The sequence below is a fragment of the Paenibacillus sp. JJ-223 genome, assembly GCF_927798175.1.
GTDB lineage: Bacteria > Bacillota > Bacilli > Paenibacillales > Paenibacillaceae > Paenibacillus > Paenibacillus hubeiensis.
On record NZ_CAKMMP010000009.1, the window covers coordinates 191,156 to 209,293 of the forward strand.

The following is an 18,138-nucleotide window of genomic DNA, read 5'->3' on the forward strand; positions in this document are numbered from 1 at the left end:
GGAATTCGTATGTTTAAATCAAACCGCAAACGTTTTTTCAGCCTGGCTTCGTTGACGCTGACCGCTTCGCTCGTACTTTCGGCCTGCGGCGGGGGAAGCAACTCGGGTACAGCTTCCGAGAGTGGGGATGCTTCGGACAGCAGCGGCGATAAAATCAAGCTGACCATGTTTATCTGGGCGGGCTCCAACCAGGATATCGTGCCTAAAGAAGTGGTTGCCGAATATGTCAAGGAACATCCGAACGTTGAAGTTACTTTCGAGGAATCCTCCAATGCAATCATGTATCCCAAAATGGTAGCAGGCAAACAGGCCGATCCGGATAACCCTGTCGTCAACTTCGGTTACTTTAATGCGGATGCCACGGCCAAAGGTGTGAACGATGACATGTGGGAGCCGCTGGATACCAGCATCGTGACGAACATCAAGGACATTCCCGAGCAGTTCCACCAGCCTGACAACAAAGGTGTCGTATGGGGCGTATCGAGCTTTGCCCTCGTTTACAACAAGGATCTGGTAACCACGCCGCCGACGAGCTGGAACGACCTGTGGGAGAACGAGCAATTCAAAGGCAAGACGGCATTGTGGGATTACATGTTCTATTCCTATATTTCGCCGCTGATCGCGACCAAAGGACAGGAGATCGGCGCATCGTACGACAATCCCGAACCTGCATTCCAATATTGGGCTGACCATAGCGACCAAATCGGTACGCTCGTTACATCCAATGACCAGTTGAAAGCACTGCTCGAATCCGGCGATGCCCTGATTGCGCCATTCAGCGCACAGGTCGCCCAAACCTGGATCGACGGCGGTTCGCCGCTTGCCGTAGCCTACCCGAAAGAAGGAGCGATTTCGTTCCCGTATTCGCTCCAAGTCGTCAAAGGTTCGACGCCTGAACAAACACGCGTGGCCAATGAAATCATCAATGAGCTGCTGAGTGCCGACGCGTTGACACGTTACGCCGAAGCAACCGGCACGCCGGTGACCAGCACTGCCGCTGCCGTGCCGGATAAATACAAGGATGATCCTTCGTTCTCGGTAGAAACGCAAAGCAAAGGCATCAATCCCGATTGGGACGTGCTCGCCCGGGACAGCTCTGCATGGAAGGAACTGTGGGATCGCCTCGTCAAAACCAATCTTCAATAATATAGTCGCCTGGAACATAGACGAATTTATCCCCAGGCAGGGATAGGAGGACCCGAGATGAGCAATGGGCAGGAATCCGTCTCGATCGAGGCAAAGCGCGTTACGAAAATTTATGGGGGACGGGCTGCCGTCGATCAAGTTACGCTTCAGGTCAACAAGGGAGAGTTTGTCTCCCTTCTGGGCCCGAGCGGCTGCGGCAAAACGACGCTGCTCCGAATGCTGGGCGGGCTCGAACAGCCCGATGACGGAATCATCATGCTCGGCGGGCAGGATGTCACGGGCGTTCCGGCATACGGCCGCAGCAGCAATATGATTTTCCAGCAGCTGGCGCTGTTTCCGCACATGGATGTATTCAACAACATCGCTTACGGACTCAAGGTGAAAAAGACGCCTAAAGCCGAGATCAAACGCCAGGTCCATGAGATGCTGGAACTTGTGCAGCTTGGGGATTACGGCAGACGGGCCATATCGCAGCTGTCCGGCGGACAGGCACAGCGCGTAGCGATTGCGAGAGCGCTGATCAACAAACCCGAAGTGCTGCTGCTGGACGAACCGCTCTCCGCGCTCGATATGCAGCTGCGCCTCGACATGCAGCGGGAACTGAAGCGCATCCAGCGCGAATTCGGCGGCACCTTTATCTTCGTCACGCATGACCAAAGCGAGGCGATGAACATGTCCGACCGCATCGGCGTTATGCGTGCAGGCCAATTGCTTCAATACGCGACGCCGGACGAAGTTTATGAGAAACCTGCCAACAGCTTTGTGGCCAAGTTTATTGGGGATACGAATCTACTGGACGTGTCCGTGGACGAGCCCGCTTCAAATGGGATCCGCGTGAGCATTCAGGGGCATTCGCTGCTTGCGGGAACAAACGAAGAACCTGCCGCATTCCGGCAAGGTGCGAAGCATTCGTTATCGATTCGCTACGAGTATATTCGTCTTGGAGACGAGGCGGCCAACTGCACCAACCAATTGCAAGGCCGTGTTATCGAAAGTGTGTACGGCGGAGCAAGTATCCGTTATGTCATCGAAACGCTGGGTAACCTGCACATCCAAGCAAGTGTTCCGCATCAGCGCGGAGGATTACGCTATGCGCCGGGCGAAGCCGTGCAGCTCGGTTTTGATCCGGAAGATGCCTTGCTGCTCGCTGACTCCGGTGCGGGTGCGGCATCATGAGCCGGATTACCGAAAAGGTCGTAAACATGTATTCGTCCGGCAACCGCAAATGGACGACCCAATTGCTGCTCCTTTTGCCGGCATTGCTGCTAATGGGCATTGTGTATCTCGGCGGATTGCTGATTTTCGGAAGATACAGCTTCGACATGTACGACAACGGCAAGCTGGTCCGAGGTTGGGACTTAAGCACGTACCGCGCGTTTCTATCGGATCCATATTATTGGAAACTGATCGGAAACACGTTCCGCATCGCGTTTAAGGTTACAGCGTGGAGCTTGTTGCTTGCATATCCGCTCGCGTATTTCATCGCTGGTTTGAAGAAGCCGGGATGGAAGCAGTTTTTGCTGCTGCTTACGTTTCTGCCGCTGCTCGTGAGTGCAGTGGTTCGTTCCTATGGCTGGCAATTGCTTCTGTCCAAACAAGGTTTCATGAACTGGCTGTTCATTCATCTGGGCATGACCGAGGAAGGGTTCAATATGATGAATAACGAGACGGGCGTTGTCATTGCCCTTGTGCACATCTTTCTGCCGTTTATGGTCTTTCCAATCCTGAACGTGCTGTCGCAGAGCGATGCTTCGCTCAAAGCGGCGGCGCAGGATCTCGGAGCCGGCAGCTGGCGAACCTTTTTTACCATTACGCTGCCATTGTCGGCCAGAGGTATTGCAAGCGGCATCCAGATCGTGTTTACGCTGTGCCTGACTGCATTTACGACCCCTCAGCTGATCGGCGGGGGCAGGGTGATGACGCTGCCGGTCTTCATCTACCAGCGAACGCTGGACACAAACTGGCCGATGGCGGCAGTGGCAAGCCTGTTCCTGCTGGTGTCATCCGTCGTGGTGTCGCTGCTGGTCAACAAAGGTGCGGAATGGCTTATGTTCCGTCGTTCCAGGGAAGGAGGACGTGCACATGGTTAAGTCGGGACGCGTAACCAAATGGCTTCTCGCGGTGTTCGTTGGGGCGGTCGCCGTATACTTGTTGCTCCCACTATTAATGATTGCATTCACGTCCGTAGGTTCCGGATCGGCAAGCAAATTTCCGCCCCAAGGCTTCACCTTGGAATGGTATGCCAATCTGCGGGAGCAAACCCAGTTTCTTGATGCTTTCAAAAACAGCCTGATCGCATCGGCGGGAGCCGTATTGCTGGCATTGGTAACGGGGACGCTCGCTGCAGTAGCCATCGTGCAGTATCCTTTCCCGGGTGCGGGATTGCTGCGGGCTTTCTTTGTATCGCCCATGGTCATGCCGAAAATTACGCTGGGAATCGCCTATCTGATTCTGTTCTCCAAAATGCACATCGCTGGCGGACTGTTCGGACTTGTATTGGGAGAAGCCGTCATCGTGCTGCCATTTATATTGACCATTGTGGGCAGTGCGTTGGCGAACCTGAAGCCGGTCCATCGGGAGGCTGCGGCCGATCTCGGGGCAAGCCCGTGGCGGATCTTTTTCACCATTACGCTGCCGCAGCTCAAATTCGCCATGTTGTTGTCCGGGTCGATCGCCTTTGTATTTACGTTTGACCAGGTCGAAGCTGCGCTGCTGCTGCTGCGCCAGGACAGCTATACGCTGCCGATCCAGCTTTTCCTCTACATGGAGAAGTGGCAGGACCCCACGATCGCGGCCGTGTCGGTTGTACTGATCGTCGGTGCCTTGGCTCTATTCATGGCGATCAAGCTGGTGCTTCGCTCCATTCCGGGACTCGAAGGATGGTTTGGCAGCAGAAAAAAATAAAAGGGAGGACTCGAAACTATGAATCCACAGCAACCATCCGAAGGTTCAAGCTTGAACAGGGACCGTGCGGATGAAGTCATGAAAGCGCAGGGACTCCAAGCGCTGGTTGCCACAACGCCGGAAAATATCCATTATGTCATTGGATCGCAATTGCGAGCCAGCAATTGGACGATGCAGATCTATGCCATACTGCCCGCCGACCGTTCGGCAAGGCCGTGCATCGTCATTCCGACGAATCGTCTGGGGGTCGTCGCCCAGTTCGACATCACAAACGTTGACATTTTTGCTTATAGCGATTTCTTTGTTGAGGGAACAATCGAAGGCAAACCTTCCACCGCTGACATTGATCTGTTCTATTCCTTGCTGCAAACGACGGTGATTCACAAAGGAGCGGCAGATGCCTTGTTTGCTGCGTTGAAGCACCTTGGCATTGAAAATCAGCCTATCGGCATCGACGAAATGCGGATTGCGCCGGATATTTGGGCCCAGGTCCAAGATGCCTTGCCGGATGGGGCTGTTGTTCCCGCGTATACATTGTTCCGGCATATCCGGCTTGTCAAAACGCCGTTCGAGATCGAACGGCTGCGCCGCGCCGCTGAGGTCAATGAACGGATCGAGCGGGAGCTGATCGAGCTTATCGCGGCAGGCGTGCATGAAAAGGAACTGGCGGACCATTATCGGCTTGCCGTGATGCGCGCAGGCGGAACGCCAGCCATGACGGCCGTGGGAGCAGGACCGCGCAGCGCCTTGCCGCTGATCGAAAACTATTTCCATACGATCGAGCAAGGGGACCAAATCCGCTTCGATCTATGCATGCAGTTGGACGGCTACTGGGCTGATACGGGACGTACCGTCGTTGCCGGCGAACCGACGGCATGGATGAAAAAGCATTTCAACGCCGTAAAAAGCGGATGGGAGACGGCGCTTGAAGCCGTACGCCCTGGCGTAAAGGCCGCAGACATATTTCATGCGGCGGTGTCCCGCGTACAGCGCGAAGGCATCCCGCATTACCGTAGACAGCATGTCGGGCATGCCATCGGCCTGGAGCTGTATGATGATCTGACCGTTTCCCCGGGTGACCAGCACATTCTGGAGCCTGGCATGGTGCTGTGCGTAGAGGTGCCTTATTACGAACTCGGCGCAGGCGGCTTCCAAATCGAAGATACGGTGGTCGTGACGCCGGACGGATATGAGTTTCTGACTCGCATGGAGCGCAAATTGTTCACGAAATAACGAATCCCGGAAGGCTTCAAAGCAAGCGATCAGGCAGCTGCCGATCCAGGAGCTTTCCTGCCGAGAAAGTTGGAATTTCAATGATTCAGCAGGGAACCAAGACGTTTCGAAACATTAGCCTTGCGCTGTTTGCCGCAGGATTCGTTACGTTTGCGCTGTTATACAGCCTCCAACCGCTCATGCCGGAGATTAGCGATGCATTTGCCATTACTCCGGCACAATCCAGCCTGACGCTTTCCGTTTCAACGGTGGCGATGGCCATTACGATGTTGTTTATCGGCACGTTGTCCGACGCCCTTGGGCGGCGCTTGATCATGACGGCATCCTTGGTGCTGTCTTCCGTCATTGCCATTCTGAGCGCATTCAGCCACGGATATGCCGACCTGTTGTTGCTCCGCGTTCTGCAAGGCGTGGCGCTTGCAGGTCTGCCTGCCACGGCGATGACGTATTTGTCCGAAGAAATCGAACCTGCAAGCCTGGGGTACGCCATGGGATTGTACATCAGCGGCAATTCGATCGGGGGGCTCGCCGGGCGATTTATCAGCGGGGTCATTACCGACTGGTTCAGTTGGCGTACAGCGATCGGATTTATCGGCATGCTCGGCCTGTGCGCAGCCGTCGTCTTCTGGCTGCTGATTCCGCTGTCGCGGAATTTCGTCAAGACTTCTCCCGGCTTGCGCCAGGCGATATGCCTTCTATGGTCACAATGCCGGAATCCCCGGCTCCTGAGTTTGTACGGGCTTGGCTTTTTGCTGATGGGAGGCTTTGTTACGCTGTTCAATTACATCGGCTTTGAACTGACCGGTGCGCCGTATCACCTCAGCCAATCCCTGGTAGGCAGTCTTTTCGTCGTATATCTCATGGGCACCGTAAGCAGCACCTGGATGGGCAGGCTTGCGGACCGTTATGGGCGTTCCCATGTACTCGGCATTGCTATTGCGATCATTCTGGCGGGCGCGATCTGTACCATGCATTCGGCGCTGTGGGTCAAAATCGTGGGCCTCGCATTGTTTGCCTTTGGATTTTTTGGCGGACATTCCATTGCCAGCAGCTGGGTAGGACTCGTTGCAGAAAATCACAAGTCACAGGCAAACGCCCTGTATTTATTCTTTTATTATGTGGGTTCAAGCGTTAGCGGAACCGGTGGAGGATACATATACAGTCATTTCGGATGGATCGGCATTGTGGGCATGATCGGGGTGTACGCCATGGCTGGCTTCGCGTTATGCCGTTTTCTCTTGAACGGGCGAGCCGGGCGGGAGAGCGGCAATCCGATCTGCTGACGTTCGGCACGAACAAGTGAAAAATGAATTGATACGCTGCTGACATAACGGTGTCAGCAGCGTTTTTGTATTCTGATGGGTGAGGCGATATAATCTGGACATGAAGGGAGCGGGGCGAATGAACAAAACCGAACGGCAGCTAGCCATCGTTCTGGAGCTTCAGCGTACCAGAGTGATCAAAGGCCAGGAACTGGCGGCCAAGCTGGAGACAAGCGTCAGAACGATTTACCGGGATATTCAGGCGCTTAGCGAAGCTGGCGTGCCTATTGTTGGTGCCCCCGGCACCGGATATTCGTTAATGGAGGGTTACTTTTTGCCTCCCGTCAGTTTTACGGCAGAGGAGGCCGTAACTTTGCTGATCGGAGCCGATTTCGTGGAGCGGCGTTTCGATGACCGATACGGGAAGAATGCGCAATCGTCGCGCCGGAAAATCGAAGCGATTTTGCCTGAACCGATTCAAAACGAAGCGAAGCGAATTCTCGGCAGCATACGCATGCTGCCCGATTTGAAGCAGCATGAGCACAAACGATCAGAGAAGTCACACCTGGATCTGATACGTTCCGCGATGCTGTCAGGCAACAAATTGCGTTTCAATTATGTCAAAAGGGTACCCGAACCAAGCGGAAACCGGGCTAGCGAACGGACTGTGGCCCCGCTCGGGCTTGTGTTGGTGCAAGCCGGTTGGATGCTGCTCGCGCATTGCGATCTTCGGGGAGACATTCGTCATTTCAAGGTATCCAGAATCAGTAATCCCGTTATGACGGAAGAAAGGTTCGAAGTGCCCACCGGCTTTAATTTACATGAATACATGCCGCGAGACGATCGGGATGTCCGTATTTCTGCCCGTTTCAATCCAGCTGTAGCGGATCGGGTGAAAGAAACGAACATTCACTACATGGAAACGGAAGAATGGCAGCCGGAGGGATACGTGGTTCATTTCCGGGTTCGACAGGAGGAAGAACTGCTGCAATGGATTCTCGGCTGGGGAGCGGACGTTGAAGTGTTGGAGCCGGAATCATTCCGCTTGAGGGTTAGACAGGAAATCATGCACATGATGGCGCGCTACTGAACAGAATCCCAAACGTCAATTGAACTTCGAGGGAACGACGTTATAGTATTTTATAAATTGCTTTAGAAAAGGTAAAAGGATCGGCATCCCCCAGCCGTTCGGCAATTTTTGCTGCGGATTTACGCCCTTGTGCATATAAAAAGAAGATGCCAAAGACCGCTCCCGTCTAATGTCGGGGAGCGGTCTTTGGCATTCGGACATAGCAGCCGCCTTATTTTGCGGGAAAGCTGTATTTCCGGGCAAGGGACACTACGACCAGTGCACAAAGCGATAATATGAGCAGTGCAGTGCCAGCAAAGCAACGCCTGCAAGAATCGGGCAGCGAGAATCAGGGCATGGCTGGTTGAAAGGGCGGCAATCGTGTTAAAGGCGGTAAAACCAACGATGACGGCGAGCAGCAATGGGCGTCTCCTTCATTTGCCTGTAAACAGGGCAATCCCTCGCTGATTTGCGGCAGCAAACCGGCTGGAATCGTTTCGGTAATGATGCAGATGAATCCGGTCATGGCCAGTGCGAGTTCTATATATTAATTTCAATGCAGTTTACTTGTCAATCACTTCTGGATCGATTAGTATAATGAGCATATTCAACGCTTGCTGGCCGCCGAACGCGACGCTTCAAAACGGTGGCTGATTCGCAGTTTTTTTGCGAGTTTATAATAACGTTCGGATTTGTTTGGGCAAAACCGGGCAACCCGGCGTATAATGATATATACATGTATTGAAGACAAGGTGGTAGAAATCATGAATTCTTATCAGGCATTATGCCAAACCCTGTTTGGCGATTTCCCCGAGGAACATATCAAATATTCCGAATTGATCCGGAATTATACGTATACAAGATTGGGCGGCGCCGCCGATGTGCTGATGTTCCCGACAACGGTTGACGAAGTGGCAGCCATCGTAAAACGATCAGCCGGGAATGACATCCCGTTGACGATTCTGGGCTATGGTTCGAACATGATCGTGCGGGACGGCGGCATTCGCGGCATTACGATGTCCCTCCAAAACCTGAACAAGATTGAAGTGCACGGAAACACGATCATCGCCCAGAGCGGGGCGGCGATCATTGACGTTTCCAGACAGGCGCTGGCATCCAGCCTCACGGGTCTTGAATTTGCCTGCGGCATTCCGGGCTCGGTCGGTGGAGCGCTCTACATGAACGCCGGAGCTTATGGCGGCCAAATGTCCGATGTGATGGAGTCGGCGACGATTGTCACTGAGGCGGGAGAAATAATGACGCTGCAGAGCGAAGATATGCTGCTTGGCTATCGCAAGAGCGTATTTATGGGCAAGAAGGACATCATCATCGATATCAAGCTCAACCTGGCGCCTGGAGATCCGGTGCAGATTAAGGCCAAAATGGATGAACTGACCTATGCGCGGGAGTCCAAACAGCCGCTTGAATATGCTTCCTGCGGAAGCGTGTTTAAACGTCCGGAGGGATATTTCGCGGGCAAGCTGATTCAAGATAGCGGGCTGCAGGGAACCCGGATCGGCGGCGCGGAAGTGTCCCGTAAACATTCGGGTTTCATCGTTAACGTGGACAATGCGACGGCGCAGGATTACATCGAAATGATCGCGCTCATTCAGGAAACGGTGAGCCGCAAATTCAACGTGGACCTGGAGACGGAAGTCATCATCATTGGCGATGAGGCGCCGGCAGGCAGCTAAGCACGCATCTTATAACCATAACCGAAGATTTTGGTAAAAGGACCTGCAGCTCAAGCCTAGCGGCAGGTCCTCTTCATTGTTCATGTCTGGTGCTGATCTTCTAATGATAACGTCGCGAAGTACTCGACAACGACCTCGCGAAAATCATGGGCAGCACGAGAGATATATCGGTTTTTGTGCGATAACAGGGCGATTTCCCGCACCAACTGAACGTCTTCTACTCGCAAATAAGATATCCGCTCTCTCGGATTTTTTGCTGTGCCCGGGATGAATCCAATGCCGATCCCGGCTTCCACCAGCGAGCTCAGCCTGGCGGGTTCATCTCCTTCGTACACGTAGTTGGGTACGAATCCGACCGATCGGCATCTGGCATCGACGAGGTCGCGCGTAGCGTAGCCTTTTTTTACGCCAATAAACCATTCGTCCTTTAATTCCGACAAAGGCACGCTGCGCCGATTGGCCAGTCGATGACCATGGGGGACGGCCACGAGAATCGGGTCGGCATATACCGTTTCGCAGTGAATTTCATCCGATTTAACCGGGGGCGAAGACAGGCAGAAGTCGACCTCTCCGCGATGAAGGCGAACCAGCATCTCATCCGTGGTCAGCATTTGCACATGAAAATGAAGATGAGGGTGCTTTTGCCGAAAAATGCTCAAAATTTGCGGCAGCCGGCTTGCGGTGGTTACAGCCAGCTCCAACGTACCGTGTTCCGGACCGGACAAGTCCTTGAGCTCCTGCTGTCCCTGTTCCAATTCAAATAATGCTCTCTCCGCACGCTGAAGGAAACGGTTACCGAATTCATTCAGCCGCAATTTCCTTCCCGTACGGTCGAAGAGGGGCACCCCCAAATCCTCTTCAAGCCGCTGAATCGTTTTGCTTAACGAAGACTGGGTAACGTGCAAGCTACGTGCTGCCTCGGTGACATGCTCCAGCCTGGCGACGGCCAAGAAATAGTGCAATTGTAACAGTTCCATCTCCATTCTCCTTTGCTTATTCCCTTAAGTACATGAAATCATAACATAAAATGCGTTGGAATAAATGAACAACCTCCGGTAAGATGACATCATCAACAACAGGAGGGTACCACAATGAATGTGAATCGCAGATGGTTAATCATTTCGGTAGGGCTCGGCATTTTATTGAACCCCTTGAATTCATCCATGATCTCCGTGGCCGTGGCCAGGCTGAAAGAAGTGTATGCGCTGGATTTTGCGACGGTATCGTGGATCGTGTTTTCGTTTTATGTTGCGAGCGCAATCGCCCAACCCATTATGGGCAAAGCCAGTGACCTATTCGGGCGCAAAAAAATATTTTTGACCGGCCTTGCCGTTGCTTTTATCTCCTCCTTGCTGGCGCCGTTGTCCCCGACCTTTGGCTGGTTAATCGTTTTCCGGATCATACAGTCCATTGGCACAAGCATGATGATTGCCGTTGGCATGGCACTCGTTCGCGTGCATGTGACGACCAAACAAGGGGCGGCCTTGTCGGTATTGTCCATTTTTTTATCCGGCGCGGCTGCGATCGGACCTTTTGTCGGTGGAATGCTCATCCATTGGCAGGACTGGCCCGCCATTTTTCTCGTCAACGTTCCGTTCGTGGTGGCAGGGTTCCTGTTATCGTGGAGGTTCATTCCGACTGAAAACACGCGACAGTCCGAAGCGAGAGCAAGATCTTTTCGCGAATGGTTGCAGTTCATCGATCTCTACGGCATATTGCTGTTCTCCTTGGCGTTGATCGGCACTTTGGTAAGCTTGCTCTCCTGGAGCTCTGTCGGAAAATGGTCCTTGTGGCCGGTAATCACCGGGGTTGTCGGGTTAATCGCATTCGTTTTGTTCATTAGGCGCGAACTGGCTATAGATAAACCATTTATTCCTTTGCGGGCATTTGTCCGGTATCCGGGCATGGCTTGGGTCAACGTACAATACATCCTGATCAATGTGTTATATTATGCGCTGTTTTTCGGCGTGCCTTCGTACTTGCAGATGGTTCGGGCTGTTGACGAATTTAATACGGGTTTGATCATGCTGACGCTGGGACTATGTTCGCTTGTGGCATCGCCGTTTGCAGGCCGTTGGGTGGATCGTGCGGGAGCCCGGCCAGTATTGTTGGCTTCCAGCGCACTTATGGTGTTTGGTTCCATATGGATGGTGAGTTTGAATGCGTACTCGTCCGTTTTCGGAGTGATCGTGGCTTTGGCTGCATTCGGGATCGCCAATGGCTTGAACGGAGTGGGAATACAGGCAGCGCTGTTCCATAGTTCACCCCATGAAATGATCGGCGTCGCATCCGGACTGTTCAATACGTCGCGATATTTGGGTACGATCGGCTCGTCATTGTTAACAGGCGTTATTATGGGTAAACAGTTCAGCGCCTCGGGATTTCGTGTGCTTGGTCTGGTTCTTGCCGTCATTGCCGTGTCTCTGGTTATCATTAACCTGAAAAAGTCCGAATCAGCCGTAGTGGACAAGACGTTTTCATGAAAATTATAATATCTGTGCCAGTAAATATAAATTGAACGATATAATTAACGAGAACGGAGAGGGCAGAAAGAATCTGAAGAAGCGAAGCGGTCGCCTAAAAGCTTTCTGAAGGAAAGCTGCATCGGAAGCATAAGTTATCACCGGATTTTCCCCTTGAGAAAGGGATAAGAAAAATCTGGGGATAACAGCGATCGGAAGATGGTTCTGACCACGTAGTGGCTCTGTGTAAATAGTGATTCTGAATTCCGATGGGAGCGTGGGCAATGATCACCAAAACGATCGATGGCGTTTCGTTTGATTTGCAAGAAGACTTCGATTTTGAGTTTCTGTCGGACTATGGACGCGTGTTTAAAGTTTATGACCAGCAGGATTCGGGCAATTTGTGTTTCGGAGTTCAGAGTGCAGAACGGAAACGGTTTGTAAAACTAGCGGGAGCGTCGACCGTGCGGTCCAATACAAGCCCGGATGAAGCCGTGAGTCGCATGAAAGGCACGATTTCCATTTACGAAGACTTGTCTCACCCCGCGCTAATCCAGTTGATCGGGCATAAGGAAGTTAACGGAGGATATATTACCGTGTTCGATTGGTTTGAGGGCGATTGTATGGGAAGGCAGTATGCGTCGCATGCACGGTTTGAAACGTTGCCGCTGACAGAAAAATTAAACATCTTTCATGAAATTGTGTTATTCCATATCCATGTTCACTCACGAGGGTACATCGCCATCGATTTTTATGACGGTTGCATCTTGTACGATTTCGAGCGAAAGCAAATGATGCTGTGCGACATCGAGTTCTATAGCAAAAACAAACCGATCATAAACACGATGGGGCGGATGTGGGGGTCAAGCCGTTACATGTCGCCGGAAGAGTTTCAACAAGGGGCCGTGATTGACGAAAGATCAAATGTGTATCTGATGGGTGCTGCCGCTTTCCAGCTGTTCGGCGGCGGAACGGATCGTTCGCGGGAAGCGTGGAGAGCAGGGGATGAATTGTACCCTATTGCCTTGAAGGCCGTGCAGGCGGAAAAGGCAGAGCGGTACTCAAGCATTAACGAGTTTCATTCGGCTTGGACGGAAGCTTTAGCCCGATAAGCCGGATGAGGGGAATCGGTTATTCATCGTTGCGGAAATTTCATGGGATTAATCAAAATATACGGATGCACGCAACCATGAGCATGATCGAAAGGGCGGACCTGTAAACAGGCCGCCCTTCCATTTTAGCTATACAACTTACAGCGTAGCGACGTCAATGACGAAGCGATAACGAACATCGCTGCGCAGCACGCGCTCGTACGCTTCGTCTACCTGATCGGCGGAAATGACTTCGATCTGCGGCACGACGCCATGTTCTGCGGAGAAATCAAGCATTTCCTGGGTTTCGGCGATGCCGCCGACGAGGGAACCGGCAATGCTGCGTCTGCCCATAATCAGCGAAAATACGCTGAATTGATTCGGCTCGGCAGGCGCACCCACATTAACCATCGTGCCGTCGATGCGCAGCAGTGACAGATAAGCATCCACATTGAGGTTGGCCGATACGGTGTTCAGGATCAGGTCAAAGCGGCCCGCGAGCGTCTTGAACGTTTCCGCATCGCCGGTAGCATAATAGTGGTCTGCGCCAAAGCGGAGTGCTTCGTCTTTCTTGTCCATGGAGCGGCTCAGCACAGTAACCTCGGCCCCAAGCGCGTGCGCGTATTGGATCGCCATGTGGCCCAATCCGCCCATGCCGACGATGGCTACTTTTTTGCCAGGGCCTGCATTCCAATGTTTCAATGGGGAATAGGTCGTGATGCCTGCGCACAACAAGGGACTTGCCACATCGAGGCCGAGGCTGTCCGGAATGCGAACGACAAATCCTTCTTTGACGACGATTTTTTGGCTGTAACCGCCGTATGTCGGGTTTCCGTCATAATCCAGGTTGTTATAGGTTTGTACCACGCCTTTGGTGCAGTATTGCTCGTCTCCATTCAAGCAGTATTCGCACTCACCGCAAGAATCCACGAAGCAGCCAACGCCAACGCGGTCGCCGACTTTGAACTTGGATACTTCCGATCCTACAGCTTCGACGATACCGGCAATTTCGTGGCCAGGGACCATCGGGAAGATGCCGCCGCCCCATTCGTCGTAGGCGCTATGGATGTCCGAATGGCAGATGCCGCTGTATTTGATATCGATCAGAATATCTTGCGGACGCAGGTCTCTGCGCTCGATCGTCGTTCTTTCGAATTTGGCTTTTGCGCTTGGTGCGCTCAATACTTTGGTCTGACACATGATTCAAAACTCCTTTGTTTATTTATTTTTAGTGAGAGTTTTATAAAATAGAGAGTGTTGCTGCAGATGCTCATTAGGCATTGCGATCCGCGTTCTCTTGCTCCGTGTTAAAAATTTCCTGGGCAATGTTGAACGAAGACCAGGCTTTCGGCCAGCCGACATAGAAGGAAAGATGCGTGATGATTTCACTGATTTCCTCTTTCGTCACGCCGTTTGTTTTTGCTCTATGAAGATGAGGAGTCAATTGTTCGAAGCTGCCTCCGGCAATCAATGCAGCAATCGTAATCATGCTGCGGTCGCGAGGGGAGAGTTCTTGTTCCCTGGACCATACTTGACCAAAAAGGACGTCGTCGTTCAGTTCGGCGAATTTGGGTGCGAAGCCGCCCAGCAGATCCCGTCCGGCTGTTTGCTTTTCCGCCATATCGATCAGCCTCCTATCGTTTTTTTCAGGCGCAAGATGCAGTATAGACCTTCAAGTCCACTTGAAGGCAAGAGGGGATTTAATTTTTTTTAGTTGGATGCATATCTCTTGACTTCAAGTTAACTTTAAGTGATAAGTTAAAACGACGAAGATTAATGGGGTGAATCAATGAATATAACGAAAGTGGCAGAGCAATTCGATTTGACGTCGGCAACGCTTCGATATTACGAGCAGGTCGGGTTGATTCCGCCGGTACGTCGGAAAGAGAACGGGGTCCGCGATTATACGGAAGAGGATATCAAGTGGGTGGAATTCATCAAATGCATGCGGAGCGCAGGGTTGACCATCGAAGCGCTGATCGAATATACCTCATTGTTCATGAAAGGGGACCATACCCTTGAGGATCGCAAAAAAATCCTTATCGACGAACGCACGAAACTGGCAGCCAAGCAGCGGGAAATCGAGGAGACCATTCGCAGACTGGATCTGAAAATCGATGATTATGATGGAATATTGTCCGCTTGCGAAGCAGAACTCGATACAGATCGGATCGCCGAATCCAAGGAAACAAGAACGGGCAATTGAATATCTGCATTACCGCTTGAACATCAAAGAAGAGCGAATCACACCGTAAAGGGTACGGGATGATTTCGCTCTTTTTCATTTCAAATATTGTTTGCGGAATTGCAGCGGCGAAAGTCCGAATTCACGTTTGAAACAGGAGGAGAAATAGGGGGAGTAACGAAACCCGACTTCCTCGGCGACCCGGTCAATGGACCAGTCGGTCGTGACCAGGAGACGTTTGGCCCGTTCCAGCCGATACTGCTGCAGATAGTCCGACGGCGTGCAGCCGTATCTCGCTTTCATGCAGCGAACGATATAGTTCGGATGAAAATGCAGGGCCGACGCGATCGCTTCATTGGTGATTTTCTCGCGATAATGGGCCTGAAGGTATGCCGCAGTCCGTTCCGCCAGTCGGGAAGCCACCGAATCCGTTCGACCAAAGCTCCCTTCTTCGAGCAAGCCGAGCAATTCGCCAAGCAGCTGCTGTTCCTGCCAAAAGGAGAGGGAGGGCGGTTGGGCCAGCAATTGCTCCACCATCCCCAACACCGTCCGCGGGTCAGGCAAATGCATGTATTTCGGCAGCCGCAGCGTGTAAGGGTTAATGAATGGCCTGGTTGAGTAGGGGGATGGACTGCTCTCCGTTTGCTCTGCCGGAAATGCATCCCGTTTGGGTGCATGCTCAAAGTGAACCCAATAAAAAACGGTATCCCGCTCACAGGGCCTGACAGGATAGTGTTCTGCATCTGGCAGCAGCAGGAGCATGTCTCCCTCCGTGAGCGTCCATTGCGATCCATTCTCGCCGATGTACATCTCTCCACGGACAATAATCAATAAATCATACGCTCCAATATGACTGCGGTGGGGATGCTGATCCCCGATGGTGTACTCTGTCCGGCCTGATCCCAAATAATAGGGGAGCGGGGGCATCCGAAGCTCAATCATGGTGTTTTCGTCCAGAACGTTCACACCCCTTTGCCTGTGTTATATTTTATAGAAATTGGTTCATTCCATTGCTATTAAGTGAGTAATACCAAGCATATAATGGAGTTCGTAAAGAGTCAATTTATATAGGAGGTACGTTTGATGCAGACAACACAGGTTCACATCCGGGACCAATTTTGGGAGGGCTATTCCGCGCTGGTACGTCAAACGGTCATTCCATATCAATGGGAAGCGCTGAATGACCGCATTGAAGGGGCGGAGCCGAGCTACGCCATCCGAAACTTCCGAATCGCTGCCGGTCTGGAACAGGGCGAATTCGGGGGATGGGTGTTTCAGGACAGCGACTTATATAAATGGTTGGAAGCGGTTGCTTATTCGCTGCGGAGCCATCCTGATCCTGATTTGGAGAACATCGCGGACGAAGCCATTGATCTGATCGGTCAGGCGCAGCGCGATAATGGGTACATCAATACTTATTTTACGATCAAGGAGCCGGGCAAAGAGTGGACCAACCTGTACGAGGCCCATGAGCTGTACTGCGCGGGACATCTGATCGAAGCCGCAGTGGCTTATGCCGAAGCGACGGGCAAAAGGAAGCTGCTTGACATTGCATGCCGTTTCGCCGACTTGATCGATACGCTTTTCGGCACAGGGGAGAATCAGATGCGAGCGTATTGCGGACACCAGGAGATCGAACTGGCACTGGTCAAGCTGTACCATGCGACCGGAGAGCAGCGTTATTTGAAATTGAGCCAATATTTCATCGATGAGCGGGGCAGCAGCCCGAGTTATTTCGTCCAGGAATGGGAACGGCGCGGCAGAACGGGGCTCTGGTCGCAAGGTTCGCCCAATCTGGAGATGTACCAATCGCATCTGCCGGTGCGCGAGCAAACGGCTGCGGTCGGACACTCTGTGCGTGCCGTTTATATGTATACGGCCATGGCCGATTTGGCTCGTTTAACGAGGGATGACAGTTTGCGAGCGGCATGCGAACGGCTGTGGGCCAATACCACCCGTAAACAGATGTACATTACGGGCGGCGTTGGCGCGACGCATCTGGGCGAGGCGTTCACCTTCGATTATGATCTGCCCAATGACGCGGTGTACGCGGAGACTTGCGCATCCATCGGACTGATTTTCTGGGCGCGCCGGATGCTTCGCCTGGAAGCGAAAAGCGAATATGCGGACGTGATGGAACGTGCGCTGTACAACAACGTGCTTGGCAGCATGTCCAAGGACGGCAAACATTTTTTCTACGTCAACCCGCTTGAGGTATGGCCGGAGGCCAGCAAACGCAATCCGGACAAGCATCATGTGAAACCGGTCCGCCAAAAATGGTTCGGCTGCTCCTGCTGCCCGCCGAACGTGGCCCGTTTGCTCAGCTCGCTGAACGATTATATTTATGATGTGTCTGCGGAGGAGAACGCGGTTCACGTTCATCTGTACATTGGCAGCACGGTGCAATTTACGTCGGCCGAAGGCAGGGAAGTCACGCTTCGTCAGCATTCCGAGCTCCCATGGAACGGCAAAGTTGACTTCAACGTCTCGCTTGCTCCAGGAAGCGCAGACGGCACGGACTTTACGCTGGCGCTGCGGATTCCGAACTGGTTCCAGAGCGGGAAGCCTGTTCTGCGAGTAAATGGCGAAGTGCAGGCATATATGGTGAACAACGGTTATGCTCATATCCGCCGTCTCTGGTCGGAAGGAGATGCGCTGGAGTGGCTGCTGCCGATGGAAACGCAGTTGATCGAAGCTCATCCGCAAATTCGGGCTGACGCCGGTAAAGCTGCCATTCAGCGCGGACCGCTCGTATACTGCGTGGAAGAGGCGGATAACGGAGCACCGCTTGCCTCGTTATCCATTGCCGAGGCAGCCAACTTGACGGAGCGCGAAGCCCCGCATCTGCTCGGCGGTTGTGTTGTGGTGGAGGGTGACGGATTGACCGCCGACGCATCCGCATGGCCGGAGGATCAGCCGTACCTGCCGATTCGCAAACCCCGCACGCCGGTACGCTTTACGGCGATTCCTTATTACTTATGGGGGAACCGTGAACCTGGTGAAATGAGCGTCTGGCTGCGCCATTGATGCAGAGATGGAGGTATCAGCGCAACCCCCCGTTTTCAAGGCGTTGTACTGTTGCCCGACCATAA

At 52.8% G+C, this 18,138-nt stretch carries 16 protein-coding genes; 12 read left to right on the forward strand and 4 right to left on the reverse strand.

The annotated features are described in order from the left end of the window. Window positions 1-9: 9 nt before the first annotated feature. The 8 genes from L6H98_RS17220 to murB all read left to right on the forward strand — a co-directional run bounded on the left by L6H98_RS17220 (window position 10) and on the right by murB (window position 9,308). Window positions 10-1,146 (forward strand): extracellular solute-binding protein, encoded by a 1,137-nt coding sequence (locus L6H98_RS17220; protein ID WP_236416928.1) that lies wholly within the window; start codon window positions 10-12, stop codon window positions 1,144-1,146. Between the two features lie 57 nt (window positions 1,147-1,203). Next, entirely contained in the window at window positions 1,204-2,322 is a 1,119-nt protein-coding gene (locus L6H98_RS17225) for an ABC transporter ATP-binding protein (protein WP_236416930.1), read from the forward strand. Continuing rightward, entirely contained in the window at window positions 2,319-3,236 is a 918-nt protein-coding gene (locus L6H98_RS17230; RefSeq protein WP_236416932.1) for an ABC transporter permease, read from the forward strand. The genes L6H98_RS17225 and L6H98_RS17230 overlap by 4 nt, the downstream gene beginning before the upstream one ends. Further along, complete coding sequence (locus L6H98_RS17235) at window positions 3,229-4,050, forward strand: ABC transporter permease (protein ID WP_236416933.1); 822 nt, start codon at window positions 3,229-3,231, stop codon at window positions 4,048-4,050. The genes L6H98_RS17230 and L6H98_RS17235 overlap by 8 nt, the downstream gene beginning before the upstream one ends. Before the next feature lie 18 nt (window positions 4,051-4,068). Next, entirely contained in the window at window positions 4,069-5,283 is a 1,215-nt protein-coding gene (locus L6H98_RS17240) for a Xaa-Pro peptidase family protein (protein ID WP_236416934.1), read from the forward strand. Window positions 5,284-5,363: 80 nt separating this feature from the next. Next, complete coding sequence (locus L6H98_RS17245; RefSeq protein ID WP_236416935.1) at window positions 5,364-6,566, forward strand: MFS transporter; 1,203 nt, start codon at window positions 5,364-5,366, stop codon at window positions 6,564-6,566. A gap of 118 nt (window positions 6,567-6,684) precedes the next feature. Continuing rightward, on the forward strand, window positions 6,685-7,635 hold the full coding sequence (locus L6H98_RS17250; protein WP_236416936.1) for a YafY family protein: 951 nt from the start codon (window positions 6,685-6,687) through the stop codon (window positions 7,633-7,635). 743 nt (window positions 7,636-8,378) lie between these two features. After that, the gene (gene murB / locus L6H98_RS17260) at window positions 8,379-9,308 is read left to right on the forward strand and encodes a UDP-N-acetylmuramate dehydrogenase (protein ID WP_236416937.1); all 930 of its coding nucleotides are present in this window, start codon (window positions 8,379-8,381) and stop codon (window positions 9,306-9,308) included. Between the two features lie 80 nt (window positions 9,309-9,388). Here murB and L6H98_RS17265 read toward each other — a convergent pair whose 3' ends face one another. Beyond that, on the reverse strand, window positions 9,389-10,285 hold the full coding sequence (locus L6H98_RS17265; RefSeq protein ID WP_236416938.1) for a LysR family transcriptional regulator: 897 nt from the start codon (window positions 10,283-10,285) through the stop codon (window positions 9,389-9,391). Window positions 10,286-10,399: 114 nt separating this feature from the next. Here L6H98_RS17265 and L6H98_RS17270 point away from each other — a divergent pair, with 114 nt between their 5' ends. Next, complete coding sequence (locus tag L6H98_RS17270) at window positions 10,400-11,791, forward strand: MFS transporter (protein ID WP_236416939.1); 1,392 nt, start codon at window positions 10,400-10,402, stop codon at window positions 11,789-11,791. 263 nt (window positions 11,792-12,054) lie between these two features. After that, on the forward strand, window positions 12,055-12,882 hold the full coding sequence (locus L6H98_RS17275) for a serine/threonine-protein kinase (protein WP_236416940.1): 828 nt from the start codon (window positions 12,055-12,057) through the stop codon (window positions 12,880-12,882). A 138-nt stretch (window positions 12,883-13,020) separates the two neighbouring features. Here the strand turns inward: L6H98_RS17275 and L6H98_RS17280 are convergent, their stop codons facing one another. Continuing rightward, window positions 13,021-14,061 (reverse strand): NAD(P)-dependent alcohol dehydrogenase, encoded by a 1,041-nt coding sequence (locus tag L6H98_RS17280; protein WP_236416943.1) that lies wholly within the window; start codon window positions 14,059-14,061, stop codon window positions 13,021-13,023. A 73-nt stretch (window positions 14,062-14,134) separates the two neighbouring features. Then, window positions 14,135-14,482, reverse strand: coding sequence for a carboxymuconolactone decarboxylase family protein (locus L6H98_RS17285; RefSeq protein ID WP_236416945.1), 348 nt, complete (start codon window positions 14,480-14,482; stop codon window positions 14,135-14,137). A gap of 168 nt (window positions 14,483-14,650) precedes the next feature. Here L6H98_RS17285 and L6H98_RS17290 point away from each other — a divergent pair, with 168 nt between their 5' ends. Next, window positions 14,651-15,067, forward strand: coding sequence for a MerR family transcriptional regulator (locus L6H98_RS17290; protein ID WP_236416948.1), 417 nt, complete (start codon window positions 14,651-14,653; stop codon window positions 15,065-15,067). A gap of 75 nt (window positions 15,068-15,142) precedes the next feature. On the opposite strand, the gene L6H98_RS17295 is transcribed toward L6H98_RS17290, so the two are convergent. Beyond that, on the reverse strand, window positions 15,143-15,988 hold the full coding sequence (locus tag L6H98_RS17295; RefSeq protein ID WP_236416950.1) for an AraC family transcriptional regulator: 846 nt from the start codon (window positions 15,986-15,988) through the stop codon (window positions 15,143-15,145). A gap of 141 nt (window positions 15,989-16,129) precedes the next feature. On the opposite strand from L6H98_RS17295, the gene L6H98_RS17300 reads away from it, so the two are divergent. Then, window positions 16,130-18,073, forward strand: coding sequence for a beta-L-arabinofuranosidase domain-containing protein (locus L6H98_RS17300; protein ID WP_236416953.1), 1,944 nt, complete (start codon window positions 16,130-16,132; stop codon window positions 18,071-18,073). Window positions 18,074-18,138: the final 65 nt, after the last annotated feature.